Source organism: Gorillibacterium sp. sgz306347, from assembly GCF_059735245.1.
Genome location: NZ_JCAPET010000005.1, coordinates 91,299 through 106,348 on the forward strand (window position 1 = coordinate 91,299; position 15,050 = coordinate 106,348).

Consider the following 15,050-nt stretch of genomic DNA (forward strand, 5'->3'; position numbering starts at 1 on the left):
CGGCACGGCTCCCGCACCGCGAGGGCGGTACGAGGGAGAAGATAGAGCAGGGTATCGGCACAACATCGGCACGACACCCTGCATCCGGCGGATCGGTTCCCGGGGAGACCGGGCTTATTGGTTCAATTGATCAAGCCTTGCCGCGAAAGCGTCCAGCTGTTCCCGGCCGCTCATAACGGAGGCCGCCATTTTGTAAAACTCGTTGGCTGCGTCAGCTTTGATGATGGAGTCGAAGCCGATCAGGTTCTTGCCCTCCTGTACCCATTCCTGGCTTTGTTTCATCAGGTTGAGGGTGCTGGCTTCCGTGTACAGCAGCTCGTTGGTTTCGGTCTTGAACTCGACGCTGGAGAGCATCTTGGCCAGCTCCACCGACTTGTCCACATCCTTGGAGTAGTTGGTGACGCTCAGGTTGATCGACGGCTGGGAAACGATGGTGTCCTTGTAAGGAGCCGAAGCGGAGATCGCCGGCACCTTCAGAATGCCTACGTTGTCGCCCATGGAGGCGAATTCCCGCACCGCCCAGCTGCCGTGAAGGATAATCGGACTCTTGCCGGCGACGAAATTCCGGATGGCGGTGCCATCGTCCATGGATACGTAGTCAGGGTTGGTCAGCCCGAGGTCGAACACTTTCTTCCAGGCGTTCATGCTTTCCTTGAAGGGATCGCTGTTGATGGCGGTTTCCCCGGTTCCAAGGCCTTTCAGGCCGTCCGAACCCAGCAGGTCGCCCCAAAACTCGCAGATCGCCCAGGTGCTCATGGCGCCGCCGGAGTCGCCCACCACAAGCGGCGTCGTGCCCTTCTCCTTGATGGCTTGGGCGATGGTCAGGAATTCGTCCCAGGTTTGCGGATTAAAGTCCGAATAGCCAAGTTCGCTCAGCATCTGCTTGTTATAGTAAAACTGGATCGTCGTAGCATCGCCGGGCAAGCCCAGGTTGGCGCCGGACTTCTCGAAGCCGACGTGGGTGATGTCGGAGGTGTCATACTCCGCCTTCTCCTCGTCGCTCAGGTGGCCGTTCAGGTCCACCAGATGGTCCTTGTAGCCGAGGGTCGTGGAGCCTGCCCACATGGCCACGATGTCCGGGCCTTCCTTGGCCAGGTTGGCGGCGGTAAACGCTTGGGTCAACTGGTCCATGGCGTAGTCCACCACAGTCACTTTGTAGCCGGGGTTGGCGTCTTCGAACGCCTTGATCGTCTTGAACAGCGGCAGATCGTCTTTGCTCACCTTGCCGGTGTCGTCGGAGGAGGTAATGCCGGCATTCCAGATGACCAGCTCCTTGGACTCCGCCTTGCTTCCGCCTCCGCTGCTGCAGGCTGCCAGCATGGACATTGCCAGCACGGGGACGAGCACCCATTTTCCGGCTTGCATCAAGCTTTTTCTCATTGTTTTAACCACCCTTATTTTAATGTGATAGAGAAAAACCGGTCGAACGTGTGGGTCTTGCCCTGCGACTCCAGGGTGACGGGCTTGCCGTCCGCCGCCTTGACGGTCAGCTCTTCCTTCGTCGCTTCGATGTCCAGCCGCTGGCCCTGCCAGCAGAGCGAGAAGGCCAGCCGGTGCCAGTGGGCGGGCAGCTTGGGGTTTATCCTCAGCTTGCCGTCGGTCATCCGGACCCCGCCGAAGCCCATGATCGCCGCCTGCCAGATGCCGCCGATGGAAGCGGCGTGAATGCCGTGGTCGGACGACTTCATGTTCGGGCCGAGGTCAATCTCCGCCGCCCGGCGGAACAGCTCGTAGGCTTGCTCCGTGTTGCCCAGGTCGTTGGCCAAAACGGCGTGGGTGGAGAGGCTGAGGGAGGAGTCATGCAGCGTGCGCGGCTCATAGTAACGGTAATTGGCGACCTTCACCGCTTCCGGGAAGCGGTTTTCCAACAGATAGAACAGGATCATGATGTCCGCCTGCTTGGAGACCTGAATCTCGTTGACCTGTTCCAGGTTGTAGTCATCGAACAGGGAACCGACCTTGGTTGCTTTCTTGTATTTCGTCAGGTCGATGGAGCGCTTGTTCAAGTACGTATCGTCCTGGGGAACCAGCAAATCCTCCTCCCGGGGGGCGGGCAGGTAGAGCTTGCCGATGCGGTCCTGCCAGACGGCGTAAGCCCGGGTCAGGTTCAGCTTGCCGTCCAGACGTTCCAGCAGTTCAGGCCGGCTTTGGGATAATTCCTCGTAATAGCCGATCGCCAATTCCAGGTTGAAGTGGGCCATGTGGTTGGTGAAGGCGTTGTTGTCCACATGCTCCTTGTATTCATCCGGGCCGACCACGTCGTTGATGTGGTAGCGCTGCTTTTCTTCGTTCCACTCCAGTCGGCTGGCCCAGAAGGTGGCGGTTTCGAACAGCATCTCGTAGCCGCACTCCTCCATGAAGGTCCGGTCGCCCGTAATCCGGTAATATTGCCAGACGGCAAAGGAAATGTCGGAGGTGATGTGCTGCTCGATGAAGCCGGACCAAATCTTTGTCTGCTTGCCGGTGACGATGTCCACGGCTCCCCACACGGGCGTCACCTCGCCGTCGCTGGGCCAGGCGGCTTCCCATGGATACATGGCGCCTTCGTAGCCGTTTTCCGCCGCTTTTTTACGGGCGCCCTCCAGACCGAGATAGCGGTAGGTGAGCAGGGAGCGGGCGATTTCCGGGTTGGTATACGTGAAGAATGGCAGCAGGAAAATTTCCGTGTCCCAGAAGGAATGGCCCTTGTACCCTTCCCCGCTCAGTCCCTTGGCGGCAATGCCCATGCGGGAATCGTGGGCCGGGGTCATGGCGGTGAGATGGTAGAGGGCGAACCGCAGCGCCAGCGTATCAAAGCCGTCCTCCGAGTCCACCTCCAGGCGGTAGGCGCTCCATACCTTCTTGTCCCATGCTTCCGCATGCTCGGCGAGAAGGGCGTCGTACCCTTTGTGGCGGGCGTCCCGCAGGCTGTTGAGTGCGGTTTCGCGAAGCGCGTCCAGCGGCAGGCCGGCGAACGCCTTGTCCCGGCTGGTGTAGACCACCGCCAGCTTTTCCAGAGTGAGGGTTTGGCCCTGGGGAATCTCGCCTTTGAACATCACGGCCACCAGCCGGCGGTCGATGCGCATGGAGGCCTGCTCCAGCTCCCGGTCTCCAAGGAAAACCAGGTGGGCGGCGTCGAGAACAAAGTCGATCTTCGATTGGGTGGTCTGCTGCAGCAGCTCCAGAATGACCTTGTCGTGAATCCGCTTTTCGCCCTCATGGAAGTGCTGGGAGCCGGTGTTGCTCAACTGGCCGTTGATGCCGCTTTCAATCTGGAACGTAAGAGATCCGTCCAGGGCTGTAATCTCCGCCTTGATCCCGATCAGATGGAGCTGGTCGAGGGAGACGAAGCGGCGGAAGCGGAGAGAGGCGCTCTTGCCGGAGGAAGTCGTAAAGCGGAAGGTTCGGGTCAGCTCGGCGGTTTTCAGGTTCAGGGCGCGGACGTAGTCCTCCGTGTTGGCGGCGGAAAGCTCCAGGCGTTCGCCGTCAAGGCGGATGTCCAGTCGGGTGACGTCCGCCGCATTAGGCAGCTCCGTCACCTCATGTTCGTCGAAGCGGTTGAAGGTTCCGGCAACCAGCAGGTCGCGGGTTTCGCCGACATACGGCTCATCCGTCGCGCTGCGCAGCCCCATGTAGCCGTTGCCGAGGGACAGAACGGCCTCCCCCTTGCCGAGGTGATCCTTGGAGAAGGCCGTCTCCGCAACGATCCAGTTTTGTTCTTCGTGCGTGCCCAAATCATACTTCATCATGTTGCGGCTAGCCTCCCGTGTTGTTTGCATGCGTTACCGAAAACGTTTTAGATAACCGTCAAAAAAAAGATCAAATCGTTCCCCGGGTAAAAAAAGACCGGATTGTTGCGATTAAAGAGTAGAAATAAAGCGCTTCCGAAAACGTTTTCTGTGGTTATTATAGAGCGGTATTTTTTCGATGTCAATCCTCTTTCTGCAAAAAAACGACAGAGACCGACAAAAAGCGCCTCCCGGAGAAGGGGGGTTAGCCTTCCCGGGAGACGCTTTGACGGCGTCCTGAAAAGTGCAGGTTGCCGTAAATCCTATGCGCGGTTTACAGCGGCGAGCCCGTCACGGAGCTGCCGTTTTTGGTGATTTTGTACGAAATGACTTCCCCGCTCCAGAAGTGGAATTTCAGGATCACGTCGCCGTTGTTGACTTCGTTGAAGAAGTTTGTTTGCAGCTTGATCTGGTTGGCGGAGTAGTTGGGCGCGAACGTGTAATCGAACTCCTTGAAGGACGTCCAGTTCTGCGGCCCGGCGTTGCCGCCGTTCACATACGTCGCTTCCATCGTAGCGAGCTTGTCGCCGTTGAAGACGGCCGGGATGTTAAAGTTCGAGGTCGTGCCCGACGTGCTGCTCAGGACCGGTTTGTTGTAAACGATCACGCTCCATTTCCAGCTGGCGCCCGAATTGAATTTGGCGGTCAGCACCGCATTCACGCCCAGCTGTCCCGAGGAGGTCAGCTGGCTGAGCCGGCTGGCTTTGATCGTCAGATTGCTTCCGTTCAGGACATAATCGGTGCCGCTTTGCAGCGTCTGGCCGTTTACGCTCAGGGAGACGAACTGTTTGCCGTTCAGGTTGAGCGCCACGGTTTTGTCCGTCACGGCGGTGTTTTTCTTCAGGTAGATCAGGTCGGACGCCGCGGTGGCCGAACGGGTGGTCCAGCCCGCCTTCATCATCGCGAACAGATCCGGGTCCGACCACTGGAAGGACGTGCGGCCGAAGTGCTGGCCGTTGTCCCACAGCATGTGCGTGATCTTTTTCTCCTTGAGGTAATACATCAGGTATTCAAAAAATTTCAGCTTTTCGCCCTGCTCGATGACGCCTGTGTTGCGGTCGAACCCGAGCAAGCCGAATTCGCCGACGATCACGGGAATGCCGCGGGCCGTAAAGGTATTGTAGACACGGTCGAACGTGGCGTTGATGTCGTTTCGGGTTTCGTCATTGAAGGTGGTGAAGCCGGCAATGTTGACGCTGAACGGCCAGAAGCCGTAATAGTGCACCGTGGCGATCAGGTTCGGGTCGTTCAGGCTCGTCATGGTGGTGTACAGCTGGTCCAGATCGGCCTGGGTGGACGACGTGGCAAGCGTAGGCAGCACCAGGGGCCGGACGCCGTTTTGCCCGCCCGAATTGCGGACGATATTGAAAAAGGATGTATTCAGCTCGTTCAGCAGCTGGTAGCTGTTACCGCTGTTGTTGAAGCTCGGCTCGTTGATGCTTTCAAACATCAGCTTGTTGTTGTAGTTCTTGAACTTGTTCGCAATTTGCGTCCAGGCGGCGTTGTAGCGGGCAAGCACCGTGTCGTGATTGCTTGGCATGGAGCTGACCCAGGACCAGGAATCGTGGTGCATGTTGATCATGACATGCAGGTTTGCTCCGAGCGCCCAATCCACGATCTGCTGCACCCGGTTCAGGAAAGCGGGGTCGATGGTGTAGTTGGGGGCTCCGCCCATCCGCTGCTCCCAGGTAATCGGGATGCGGATGCTCTTGTAGCCTTGGGCCGCGATTTGCTGGATCAGCTGCTGGGTAATGACCGGGTTGCCCCAGCTGGTTTCGTCTCCGCCGGTGGCGTCGAGCGAGTTGCCGAGGTTCCAGCCGGGCTGCATGGCGTCGACATAGGTTTGCATGCCCGTAGCGGTGATAGCGCTTTCAGCTCTTTCGGCGGCGAACACGGAAGCGGGGAGCAGACCGAACAGAAGGATAGCGGCCAGCGCCATAGACAAAAAAGACTTCGTGCGGCGGAATTTGCTGCGGAATGTCATTTCAATTCTCCTTTTCATGAATAAGAATGGACAAGCCGACCTTTGCAGAAAACGACAGAACCGGCATGCGTGCGATCAGTGCCGCGCGTGGAAGGCCACAACGCGGGAACGGCGTCCCCACCTTTTCGGTAAAATTGGAAGCGTTTGCTATTCTATCATACACCACGAGAGGGATTGCTAGAAAGATACAATTCTAAAAAAAATTACATTTCTGCCCCTTGCGCGTTTCCCTTCCCGATCTCGCATGACATTCCCGCTTTCGGCCGGTAAGATGGAAAGAAGGAACCTTTTCCGCTGCGGGCGGCACTAAAGGATAGAGAGTACGGAAAAGGCGGCGAACGGGAATGGACTTAACGACAAGTGAATGGGTAAAACGGGCCCGGGAGGGCGATCAGGACGCGGTGGAGCGGCTGGTCCGGCAGTATACCGGCATGGCGGTAGCCGTCGCTTACGAGAAGCTGCGGGACGCTCATTTGGCAGAGGATGCGGCGCAGGAGGCGTTCACACAGGCGCTGTCCGGGCTTGACGGGCTGCGGGAGCCGGAGGCTTTTCCCGGCTGGTTCCGGGTCATTGTCGAGCGGCAGTGTGCCCGGCTGCTGCGCCGGAAGCGGCATCCCGTCGTTCCGGACGAGGCCGCCGGAGGGCTTCCCGCGCCTGCGGGAGCGGACCCGGCGGTCGCCGCGGAGCAAAGAGAGCTGCGCGGACGGCTTCGCGCTTTAGTCGGAGAGCTGCCCGCTTCCCTGCGGCTGCCGGTTCAGCTGTTTTATTTTGAAGGCTATTCGATCCGCGAAACGGCTGCCGCTTTGGGCGTTCCCGAGCCTGCGCTGAAAAAGCGGCTGTTCCGGGCGCGCCGGCAGCTGAAGCGCGCGCTTCCCGTCGCCGACCTGTTTTCCGCGCTCCGTCATTTGGCCGAAGGAGGAGAAGGGATGCTGCATATTGTCAATGGAGATGTCACCGCCGAGACGCTGCGTCAAGGAGTTGTTCCGGGGGATATTGCGGTTTGGCGGGAGCTTTACCCGGTCGGACCCGTTTTTCTTCATCCGGAAAAGGAAGAGAACCGTGCGGAGCGCGCCGCCTTTTTGGAAGGGAAGCTCGGAATCCCCCGGGAAACCTACATCCGGAGCTGCGAAGAGCAGGAGAACACGCTGCGCGGCTTCCGCCGCTACCGCGAGGTGGTGCTCTGGTTCGAGCACGACCTGTTCGATCAAACCATCCTTGCCCGTCTGCTGCGTTGGTTCGCGGGGCAGGAGCTTGGCGGGACGAAGCTGAATCTGCTCTGCATCGGCGCGTTTCCGGGCATTGAGCCGTTCCATGGGCTGGGGCAGCTGACGGCCGTCCAGCTGAAGACCTTGTCCGGCACCTGGCAGGAAATCGGGCCGGAGGAGCTTCAGGCCGGCCGCCGGGCGTGGGAAGCTTACGTGTCCCGCCGCCCGGAAGAGCATGTCGCCCTTCTGCGGGAGGACACCGGGGCGCTTCCGTACCTGAAGAGCGCATTTGAAGCTCATCTGGCCCGCCTCCCGGCCCCCGGCAGCGGGTTGGGGAGCGTAGAGCGAAAGACTTTGGAGCTGGCCGCCGCCGGCGTGACAAATCCGCATGAGCTGTTCCGGCTGGTGACGGATGACCTTCATGTTCTGGGCATGGGCGATCTGGAGTATTGGTACAGGCTCGCACAGCTGACGGAAGGGGCGGCTCCGCTTTTGCGCGCCGAAGGCATCCTGGCGTTTCCCCGCTTCGGCGAGCATCCGGGCGAGCTGCGCCACGGCCGGCTCGTCCTGACGGAGACGGGCCGCGAGGTGCTGGCCGGCCGCCGGGACTGGGCGGAGCTGCATGACGCGGACGAATGGTTCGGCGGGCTGCGGCTGCAGGGCCGCGCGCCCGTCCTGCGCTGGGATGCGGAGCGGCGCGCCGTGGTGCGGGCGTAGGGCGCGGGCGTATAATGCCGGCCGCATGCGGGCGGTAAAAAGGCGCTAAAATGCGGGCCGTAAACTAGCGGTAAAATGGGGGGGGAATACGATAAAAGGCTGGCGCCATGCGGTCGGTAAATTAGCGATAAAAATGCTGGCGCTAGCCATGCATTCGGTAAATTAGTGGTAAAATGAGGCGACAAAATAGCGGCACGGGTCGAAAGTGATGCGGCCGGTAAGATAACAGGGGGCGGCGGTTTAGCCGGCGGGAAAGAGGAGAGAATGATGCTAGTGTTTGAACAGGGCTACCGGGACCGGGCGCCGCTGCGCAAAAGCTTGTCGGAGCTGGCGTTCGCCACGTTTGGCATCAGCTTCGAGCCCTGGTACGAAAAGGGGTATTGGAGCGAGCGATATATTCCGTATTCGTATGTTGACGGGGACCGGATCGTGGCCAACGCGTCGGTTTACCGGATGGATTTTCTTGTCGGAGGCGAGCGCAAAAAGGCGGTGCAGATCGGCGCCGTCATGACACACCGGGCTTACCGGGGCAAGGGACTTGCCGCCGGCCTCCTGAACCGGATTATCGCCGATTACGAAAAGGAAACCGATTTTCTTTATTTGTTTGCCAATTCCTCGGTTCAGGCGTTTTACCCCCGCTTTGGCTTCTGCGCCACTGAGGACCGGCCGTATGCGGCGGCCTTCGAGCCGTCTCCGGGAGGGCCGGCCTCGTGCCGCAAGCTGGATATGGACCGGGAGGCCGACCGGCAGTTTCTCCACCGCTTCGCGGCCGGGCGGGCGCCGGCGTCGCGCCGGTTCGCGGCCGTAGGCGCCGAGGACATATTGATGTTTCACTGCCTGACCTTTTTCAAGGAAAGCATCTTTTACCTGGAAGAGGAGGAGGCGGTCGTTTTGGCGGAGCGGAGAGACGACAGCCTGCAGGTCTACGACATCATCCGCAAGCGGAAAGGCGGGCTGGCGGGGCTTTTGCGGAAGCTTCCGGCCGAAGGAGTGAAACGGCTGGTGCTCCATTTCACGCCGGATACGGAGGAAGCGCCCTTTGAGCGGCTGCCCTCCGACAGCGGCTTGTTTGTGCGGGCATCGGGGGCGTTCCGTTACCCGGACGATGTGAAGCAGCCGGCCGCCTCCATCACGTAACGCAAACCGGCGGATGGGGCGCGGGAAGCGAAAAGGCTGTTCAAAAGCGAGCGGGAAAGCCGGGGGCTCGGGCGGATGGGCAGCGGGCAGCGAAGAGGCTGTCCAAAAGCGAGCGGGAAAGCCGGGGGCTTGGGCGGATGGGCAGCGGGCAGCGAAAAGGCTGTTCAAAAGCGAGCGGGAAAGCCGCCGGCTCTCCGGCGAATAGGGTGTAGCCGGACGGGCAGCAGTCGCGCTTGCCCCACCCCGGTTATTTTCGCGTGGTCGACCGCTGCCTCCTTTTTTCTGAAAACAAGCAAGCCCCAAATTTGATTATCGGTGGCGCCAGGGATGGGATTGCACGGATGGCTAACGGTTGCCACAGGGCTTATTCGAGCTAAAACCGCCCTTTTTTTTCGCTAACGGTTGCCACAGAGCTTATTTCGGAAAAAACGGGCGAACTCAAGCAAAAAAACGGAAATAAGCGCTGTGGCAACCGTTAGAATTTTCAAACCTTCTTTTTGGGGCAAATAGGCTCCGTGGCAACCGTTAGCTTTACCTGCTCGGCCGGGTACCACGGAGAACATATTTGTTTTGGCAGCTATACGTGATCCGCAGGGCAGCGGCATCGGCGGGCGAGCGTTAGGAATGGGGAGGCGCGTGGGTTAGGCAGCGGGATCATCCGGAATCTTCACGGTGCGCTTGACTTTTAATATTGAAGTAACCATAATGGTTACAACGCTGGTTTGACGGTGAAACAGTATCGGCCGGGCTGGTGGCGTTACGATCCCGCGAAATGGAGGAGATTGAAGATGAAGCTTTTGGTTACCGGTGCGACCGGGCATTTGGGGTCGCTTGTAATGGAGCATTTGTTAAAGAAAGTACCCGTCGGGCAGCTCGCTGTGAGCGTGCGGCAGCCGGAAAAGGCGGCCGATCTGAGCGCCCGCGGAGTCGACGTGCGGCATGGCGATTTTGACCGTCCGGAAACGCTGGATACTGCCTTTGCCGGCGTCGACCGGCTGCTCCTGATTTCCACGGACGGCGATACGGAAACGCGCATCCGCCAGCATACCGCCGCCGTGGACGCGGCAAAACGCGCGGGCGTCGGATTTATCGCGTACACAAGCGCGACCAATGCCGAGGACAGCACGCTGTTCCTGGCGGAAGTCCACCGCGCCACGGAGCGCGCCATTCGGGAGACAGGCATTCCGTATTCGTTCCTGCGGAACAACTGGTACGCGGAGAACGAAGCGGGCACGATCCAGGCGGTTTTGGCCGGCGCGCCATGGCTGACGTCCGTGGGAAGCGGCAAAGCCGGCTGGGCGCTGCGGCGCGAGTACGCGGAAGCCGCGGCCGCCGTGCTGGCCGGCGAAGGGCACGACAATACCGTGTACGAGCTGGGCGGCAAGCCGGCGACGCAGGAGGAGTACGCCGCCGCGCTGGCCGAGGCAATCGGACGCGAGGTGCCCGTCGCCCAGGTGAGCGACGAAGCTTATGCTGAGGCGATGAAAAACGCGGGCGTGCCGGAACCCGCGCTCCCGATCGTCGTCGCGATCCAGGCCGCCATCCGCGACGGCGCGCTGGATCTCGAAAGCGGCGATTTCGAGCGCCTGCTCGGCCGTCCCGCTACACCGCTATCCGCGGCCGTGCGCGAGCTGGTCGGCCAACTGCGGTCCTGACCGCCAATGTGCGGACTGGGCTGCCAATGTTTCGACTAACCGCCCAAGTGCAGCCTGGGCTGCCAATGTTTCGACTAACCGCCCAAGTGCAGCCTGGGCCGTCCATGCTCGACTGACCGCCAATGTGCGGACTGGGCCGCCCATGTACAGCCGGATCNGGACTGGGCTGCCAATGTTTCGACTAACCGCCCAAGTGCAGCCTGGGCCGTCCATGCTCGACTGACCGCCAATGTGCGGACTGGGCCGCCCATGTACAGCCGGATCGCCATGTGCAACCGGCCCGCCCTTGTGCGATGGCCCCCTTTCGGCCGGGCCCGCCCCAGAAAAGCCTTCCCCCTTCCCGCGTGAAGGGGGAAGGCTTTATTGCGCGGCGCGCAGGAGTCCGCGCAAAACCTGCGCCGCTCCGCAAGGGTTTGGCGGCCCCTTTGTCGAAACCAACAGGGAGATCAATGCAAAGCGTGGTGGAAACGACAATGAAGCCAGTGACGATCCTGATTGCGGACGATGAAAAGGAAATTGCCGAGCTGATCGCCCTGCACCTGCAAAAGGAAGGCTACCGGACCGTGACCGTTCACGACGGAAACGAAGCGATGCGGGTCATCCGGAGCGAGCCGGTCGACCTCGCCGTGCTCGACATCATGATGCCGGGCCTGGACGGCTACGGGGTGACCCGGCTGGCCCGCGAGGAGCACCGCTTTCCGATTATTTTTGTAAGCGCCAAAACGTCGGACCTGGACAAGATCACCGGTCTTGTCATGGGCGCCGACGATTACATGACCAAGCCGTTTAACCCGCTGGAGCTGGTCGCCCGGGTCAACGCCCAGCTGCGCCGGTACACCCAGCTCAACCAGCCGCCGGAGGAGCGGAACAGCGTGCTGGAGGAGGGCGGGCTGCGGCTCGATCCCGAGCGGCGTTTGGTCACCCTGTACGGGCGGGACATTGAGCTGACGCCGAAGGAGTTCGAAATTCTGCACCTGCTTCTGCGCCATCCGAAAAAGGTGTTCAGCGCCGAGGCCATTTTCCGGCAGGTGTGGGGGGAGGCCTATTACGAAGGCGGAAACACCGTCATGGTGCATATCCGCACCCTGCGGAAAAAACTCGGAGAGGACGGCGCCAAGCGGATCAAGACGGTCTGGGGCGTCGGGTACGCGTTCCATGGCTAACACGCGAAGCTTCCGCTCGAGCATGCTGCTGTTCTTCGGACTGAGCATGCTTCTGTCCGGCCTCGTCACGTATATCGTCTACCGGCTCCTGCAGGCCTATTACCGGGAGAATGCCATGAGGGGCGATTTTCTGGCCTTTGTGCGCATGCTGATCGGACGGATCGGGGAGCTGCCTTTTTTTCTGGTGCTGTTCGTTCCGCTTGCGGTGCTGTTTTTCTTTCTTTTGACAAAACCGTATGCCGCCTACTTTAAAGAAATTTCGAAGGGCATCCGTCACCTTGCAGCGGGCGACTTTGCCCATGTCGTCCAGGTGCGCTCGAAGGATGAGCTCGGTTCTCTTGCGGACGACGTCAACCGTGCCGGAGAGGAGCTGCGGAAGTCGCGCGAACGCGGCGATTTCGCCGAGAACAGCAAGGACCAGCTGGTTCTGAATCTGGCCCACGACCTGCGGACCCCGCTCACCTCGGTTCTCGGCTACCTGGATTTGATGCAGCGCGACGCAGGCCTGCCGCCCGAGCAGCTTCGCCACTACACGGCGATCGCTCACGCCAAAGCGCAGCGCCTGGAGCGGCTGATCGACAGCCTGTTCGAGATCACGCGGATGAACCACGGCATGCTTCCCCTGCACAAAAGCGGCATCGACCTCGGGGAGCTGCTGCGCCAGCTTTGCGAGGAGCTTTATCCGCAGTTCGAGCGGCAAGGGCTGACCGCCCGGCTGAACCTGGAGGACGGCCTGCGGACGGAAGCGGACGGCGGGCTTTTGGCCCGCGTGTTCGAGAATTTGCTGAACAATGCGGCCCGGTACGGCAGCGACGGCTTGTATGTCGACGTAACCGCCGTCCGGGAGGGCGAAGAGATCGCGGTGCGGGTCGTCAACTACGGCGATGCCATACCCGAAAACGAGCAGCCGCATGTATTCGATATGTTTTATACGCGGGACCAGGCGAGAACTCATACGGAAGGCAGCACGGGGCTTGGGCTTTTTATCGCCAAGAACATTGTCGAGCGCCACGGGGGCTCCATCTCGGTCGAAAGCGGTCCGGTCCGCACGCTGTTCGAGGTTCGGCTGCCGGCCGGAACTTAAGAAAAATTTTAGAATTCCCCACCTTTTTTTCAAAAGGTTTTCCTTCATTCTGGTAGGACCAGGTTCAAGGAGGCCGAATGATGAAAAGGTGGTTTTTTTTGCTGCTTGTGATCTTTGCAGTGGGGTACGGCATGTGGCTGCGGCAGGAACGCGGAGGCAACGCGGGCGGGGCGGATGCGGTCGGTCCCTCCGCGGCTTCGGCTCCCGCTTCTATAAGTAACCCGGCAACGGGCGGAGGAACGGACAACCTCTCCGGGGTGTCGGCACCGGCCGATGTTCCCGGGAACGGCAAGGTGGCGCTCACGGGGGACCAGGTGCACGAAGGGAATCTCATTCTGGTCAACAAGGACAATCCCGTGCATCCGAATGGCGTGCGCGGCGATGTAGTGAATCTTTACGAGCGCGGCGATCTGAGAGAAGGATACGGTTTGATCGACGGAAGCATTGCGCTTTCCGAAGGCGTCGCGCGGGAGCTGATGACGATGCTCGGCGCCGCACGGCGGGATGGCGTGAGCCATTTCCTCGTCACGAGCGGCTATCGGGGGAAGGAAGACCAGGAGGCGCTTTTCCTCGAAAAAGGCGCCGATTACGCCCTGCCGCCGGGCTACAGCGAGCACAACGTCGGGCTCTCCGTGGATCTTGGCTCTATGGATCAAACGATGGACCGCGCGCCCGAGGGCAAATGGCTGAAGAAGCACGCGTGGGAATACGGGTTTGTGCTGCGCTATCCAGAAAAGAAAACGGATATTACCGGCATTCAGTACGAGCCTTGGCATTTTCGTTACGTGGGCCTGCCGCACAGCAGGCTGATGGAGGAGCACGGCTTTGTGCTGGAGGAATACCTCGATTACCTCAAGGAGCGGAAAACCGTCACGGCGGATGCCGACGGAGGGCGGTATACCATTTCCTATTACCGCTACGAGGAGGGCTTGACCGTTTCGCTTCCGGCGGGCCGGTACGAGCTTTCGGGCGACAACCGGGAGGGCGTGATCGTCACGCTGTTTCAGCCGGATGCAGCTTCCTGACAGGGAGGGGGCAAGATGAACGCGCGAAAGAAAGAGGGATGGAGAACGTTCAAAAAAAAGCGCAGCGGCTCTGCAACGAAGAGGGGAGCTGCCGCGTCCTATTATCAAAATCGAGAAATGGCTTTGCGATAAAAGGAGTTTGAACGCGTATGAGAATCAACCGCCCGGCTCTTATCCTTTCCCTCGTGCTTTTCTTTTCCGTGCTGACGCAGCTGTTCGTTTCTTCCCCCGCTTCAGCGGGAGCGGCACAGGACCTGCCGGAGCAGGATGTCTACATCGGCGTGAACGACCGCCTGCTTCCGTTCCCGGACGTTCTGCCCGAAATGCTTGACAACGTCACCTATGTGCCCGTGCGCACCGCCGCCGACGCGCTTCGGCTGCGTCTGTCCGTGCAGAAGGACGGCGGGGTCAAGCTGGCGTCCGGCGGGCATACGCTGCTGCTGAATCCGCAAAGCGGCCAGGCTGTCCGCGATGCGGGGAAAGCGTCCGGCGTCAAGCTCTTCTACCGGAACGGCCGGCTGATGGCGCCGCTCTCGCTGCTCTCCGCCAGCTTCGGCTATAACCTGACCCGGTATGCGGACGTGCCGCTGATCCGGGTGAAAAACAAGCAGGCCGCGCAGAGCGACAAGCAGTTTCTGGAGCAGGAGCGAAGAGCGATCGAGTCGGCGCTCGGCGGCCGCCGCCCCGCGCTTTACCTGACCTTTGACGACGGCCCGACCGCCGTTACCGGACAATTGCTGGATGTGCTGAAGGCGCACAAGGCGAAAGCGACCTTTTTTATGCTGGGCGGCCAGATCAGCCAATACCCGGAGGCCGCGAAACGGATCGTGAAGGAAGGGCATCAGGTCGGCCTGCACGGCGTTTCCCACCGGGTGAACGTGTTTTACCGCAGCCCGCAGACGGCGCTTGCCGAAATGAACGACGCGAACGCCCGGCTGGCGAAGGCGGCCGGGGTCCGCTCGCAGCTGATCCGGACGCCGTTCGGGAGCAAGCCGTCGTTTACCGAAGCATACCGGAACGCCACGGCGGGCGCCGGTTATCACCTTTGGGACTGGAACATCGATTCCAACGACTGGCGGCACAAAAAGGACCCCGAAACCGTGCTGTCGAAAGTCATCGAGGATGTGCGGGCGCTCAAGAAACGCGGGGTGACGCCGGTCATTCTCATGCACGACCAAAAAGCTACGCTGACGATCCTTCCCCGGCTGCTGGATGCGTTGGAGAAGGAAGGCTATGCGCTGAAGCCGATTGACGCCGACGCAAGGCCGCTGAATTTCTGGAAGGACGAGCGCTGAACAGGCGTGGACAGCCGA

Annotated in this window: 10 protein-coding genes; 7 read left to right on the forward strand and 3 right to left on the reverse strand. The window is 60.5% G+C overall.

The features are described 5' to 3' along the window. Nucleotides 1–114 precede the first annotated feature (114 nt). The 3 genes from AC6I6H_RS04735 to AC6I6H_RS04745 form a co-directional block, all read right to left on the reverse strand. Nucleotides 115–1,380 (reverse strand): ABC transporter substrate-binding protein, encoded by a 1,266-nt coding sequence (locus AC6I6H_RS04735; RefSeq protein WP_497952139.1) that lies wholly within the window; start codon nt 1,378–1,380, stop codon nt 115–117. Nucleotides 1,381–1,394: 14 nt separating this feature from the next. Beyond that, complete coding sequence (locus tag AC6I6H_RS04740; protein WP_497952142.1) at nt 1,395–3,728, reverse strand: glycoside hydrolase family 65 protein; 2,334 nt, start codon at nt 3,726–3,728, stop codon at nt 1,395–1,397. Nucleotides 3,729–4,041: 313 nt separating this feature from the next. Further along, complete coding sequence (locus tag AC6I6H_RS04745) at nt 4,042–5,751, reverse strand: cellulase family glycosylhydrolase (protein ID WP_497952144.1); 1,710 nt, start codon at nt 5,749–5,751, stop codon at nt 4,042–4,044. 344 nt (nt 5,752–6,095) lie between these two features. On the opposite strand from AC6I6H_RS04745, the gene AC6I6H_RS04750 reads away from it, so the two are divergent. The 7 genes from AC6I6H_RS04750 to AC6I6H_RS04780 all read left to right on the forward strand — a co-directional run bounded on the left by AC6I6H_RS04750 (nt 6,096) and on the right by AC6I6H_RS04780 (nt 15,032). Next, entirely contained in the window at nt 6,096–7,673 is a 1,578-nt protein-coding gene (locus AC6I6H_RS04750; protein WP_497952146.1) for a sigma-70 family RNA polymerase sigma factor, read from the forward strand. Between the two features lie 267 nt (nt 7,674–7,940). Beyond that, a complete protein-coding gene (locus tag AC6I6H_RS04755; RefSeq protein WP_497952148.1) occupies nt 7,941–8,810 on the forward strand; it encodes a GNAT family N-acetyltransferase in 870 nt (289 codons plus the stop codon). Between the two features lie 788 nt (nt 8,811–9,598). Next, nucleotides 9,599–10,465 (forward strand): SDR family oxidoreductase, encoded by an 867-nt coding sequence (locus AC6I6H_RS04760; protein WP_497952150.1) that lies wholly within the window; start codon nt 9,599–9,601, stop codon nt 10,463–10,465. A gap of 473 nt (nt 10,466–10,938) precedes the next feature. Then, nucleotides 10,939–11,628 carry a response regulator transcription factor gene (locus tag AC6I6H_RS04765; protein WP_497952152.1) on the forward strand — a complete coding sequence of 230 codons (690 nt, stop codon included), beginning with the start codon at nt 10,939–10,941 and terminating at the stop codon, nt 11,626–11,628. Further along, nucleotides 11,621–12,712, forward strand: coding sequence for a sensor histidine kinase (locus tag AC6I6H_RS04770; RefSeq protein WP_497952154.1), 1,092 nt, complete (start codon nt 11,621–11,623; stop codon nt 12,710–12,712). The genes AC6I6H_RS04765 and AC6I6H_RS04770 overlap by 8 nt, the downstream gene beginning before the upstream one ends. An 80-nt stretch (nt 12,713–12,792) precedes the next feature. After that, nucleotides 12,793–13,737, forward strand: a complete 945-nt coding sequence (locus AC6I6H_RS04775) for a M15 family metallopeptidase (RefSeq protein WP_497952156.1) — start codon at nt 12,793–12,795, stop codon at nt 13,735–13,737. A 149-nt stretch (nt 13,738–13,886) separates the two neighbouring features. Next, nucleotides 13,887–15,032: a polysaccharide deacetylase family protein gene (locus AC6I6H_RS04780; RefSeq protein ID WP_497952158.1), complete on the forward strand. Its 1,146-nt coding sequence runs from the start codon at nt 13,887–13,889 to the stop codon at nt 15,030–15,032. Nucleotides 15,033–15,050: the final 18 nt, after the last annotated feature.

Coding starts and splice junctions, on each gene's coding strand:
- AC6I6H_RS04735 (WP_497952139.1), bottom strand. CDS start 1,380: ATGAGAAAAAGCTTGATGCAAGCCGGAAAATGGGTGCTCGTCCCCGTG.
- AC6I6H_RS04740 (WP_497952142.1), bottom strand. CDS start 3,728: ATGATGAAGTATGATTTGGGCACGCACGAAGAACAAAACTGGATCGTT.
- AC6I6H_RS04745 (WP_497952144.1), bottom strand. CDS start 5,751: ATGACATTCCGCAGCAAATTCCGCCGCACGAAGTCTTTTTTGTCTATG.
- AC6I6H_RS04750 (WP_497952146.1), top strand. CDS start 6,096: ATGGACTTAACGACAAGTGAATGGGTAAAACGGGCCCGGGAGGGCGAT.
- AC6I6H_RS04755 (WP_497952148.1), top strand. CDS start 7,941: ATGCTAGTGTTTGAACAGGGCTACCGGGACCGGGCGCCGCTGCGCAAA.
- AC6I6H_RS04760 (WP_497952150.1), top strand. CDS start 9,599: ATGAAGCTTTTGGTTACCGGTGCGACCGGGCATTTGGGGTCGCTTGTA.
- AC6I6H_RS04765 (WP_497952152.1), top strand. CDS start 10,939: ATGAAGCCAGTGACGATCCTGATTGCGGACGATGAAAAGGAAATTGCC.
- AC6I6H_RS04770 (WP_497952154.1), top strand. CDS start 11,621: ATGGCTAACACGCGAAGCTTCCGCTCGAGCATGCTGCTGTTCTTCGGA.
- AC6I6H_RS04775 (WP_497952156.1), top strand. CDS start 12,793: ATGAAAAGGTGGTTTTTTTTGCTGCTTGTGATCTTTGCAGTGGGGTAC.
- AC6I6H_RS04780 (WP_497952158.1), top strand. CDS start 13,887: ATGAGAATCAACCGCCCGGCTCTTATCCTTTCCCTCGTGCTTTTCTTT.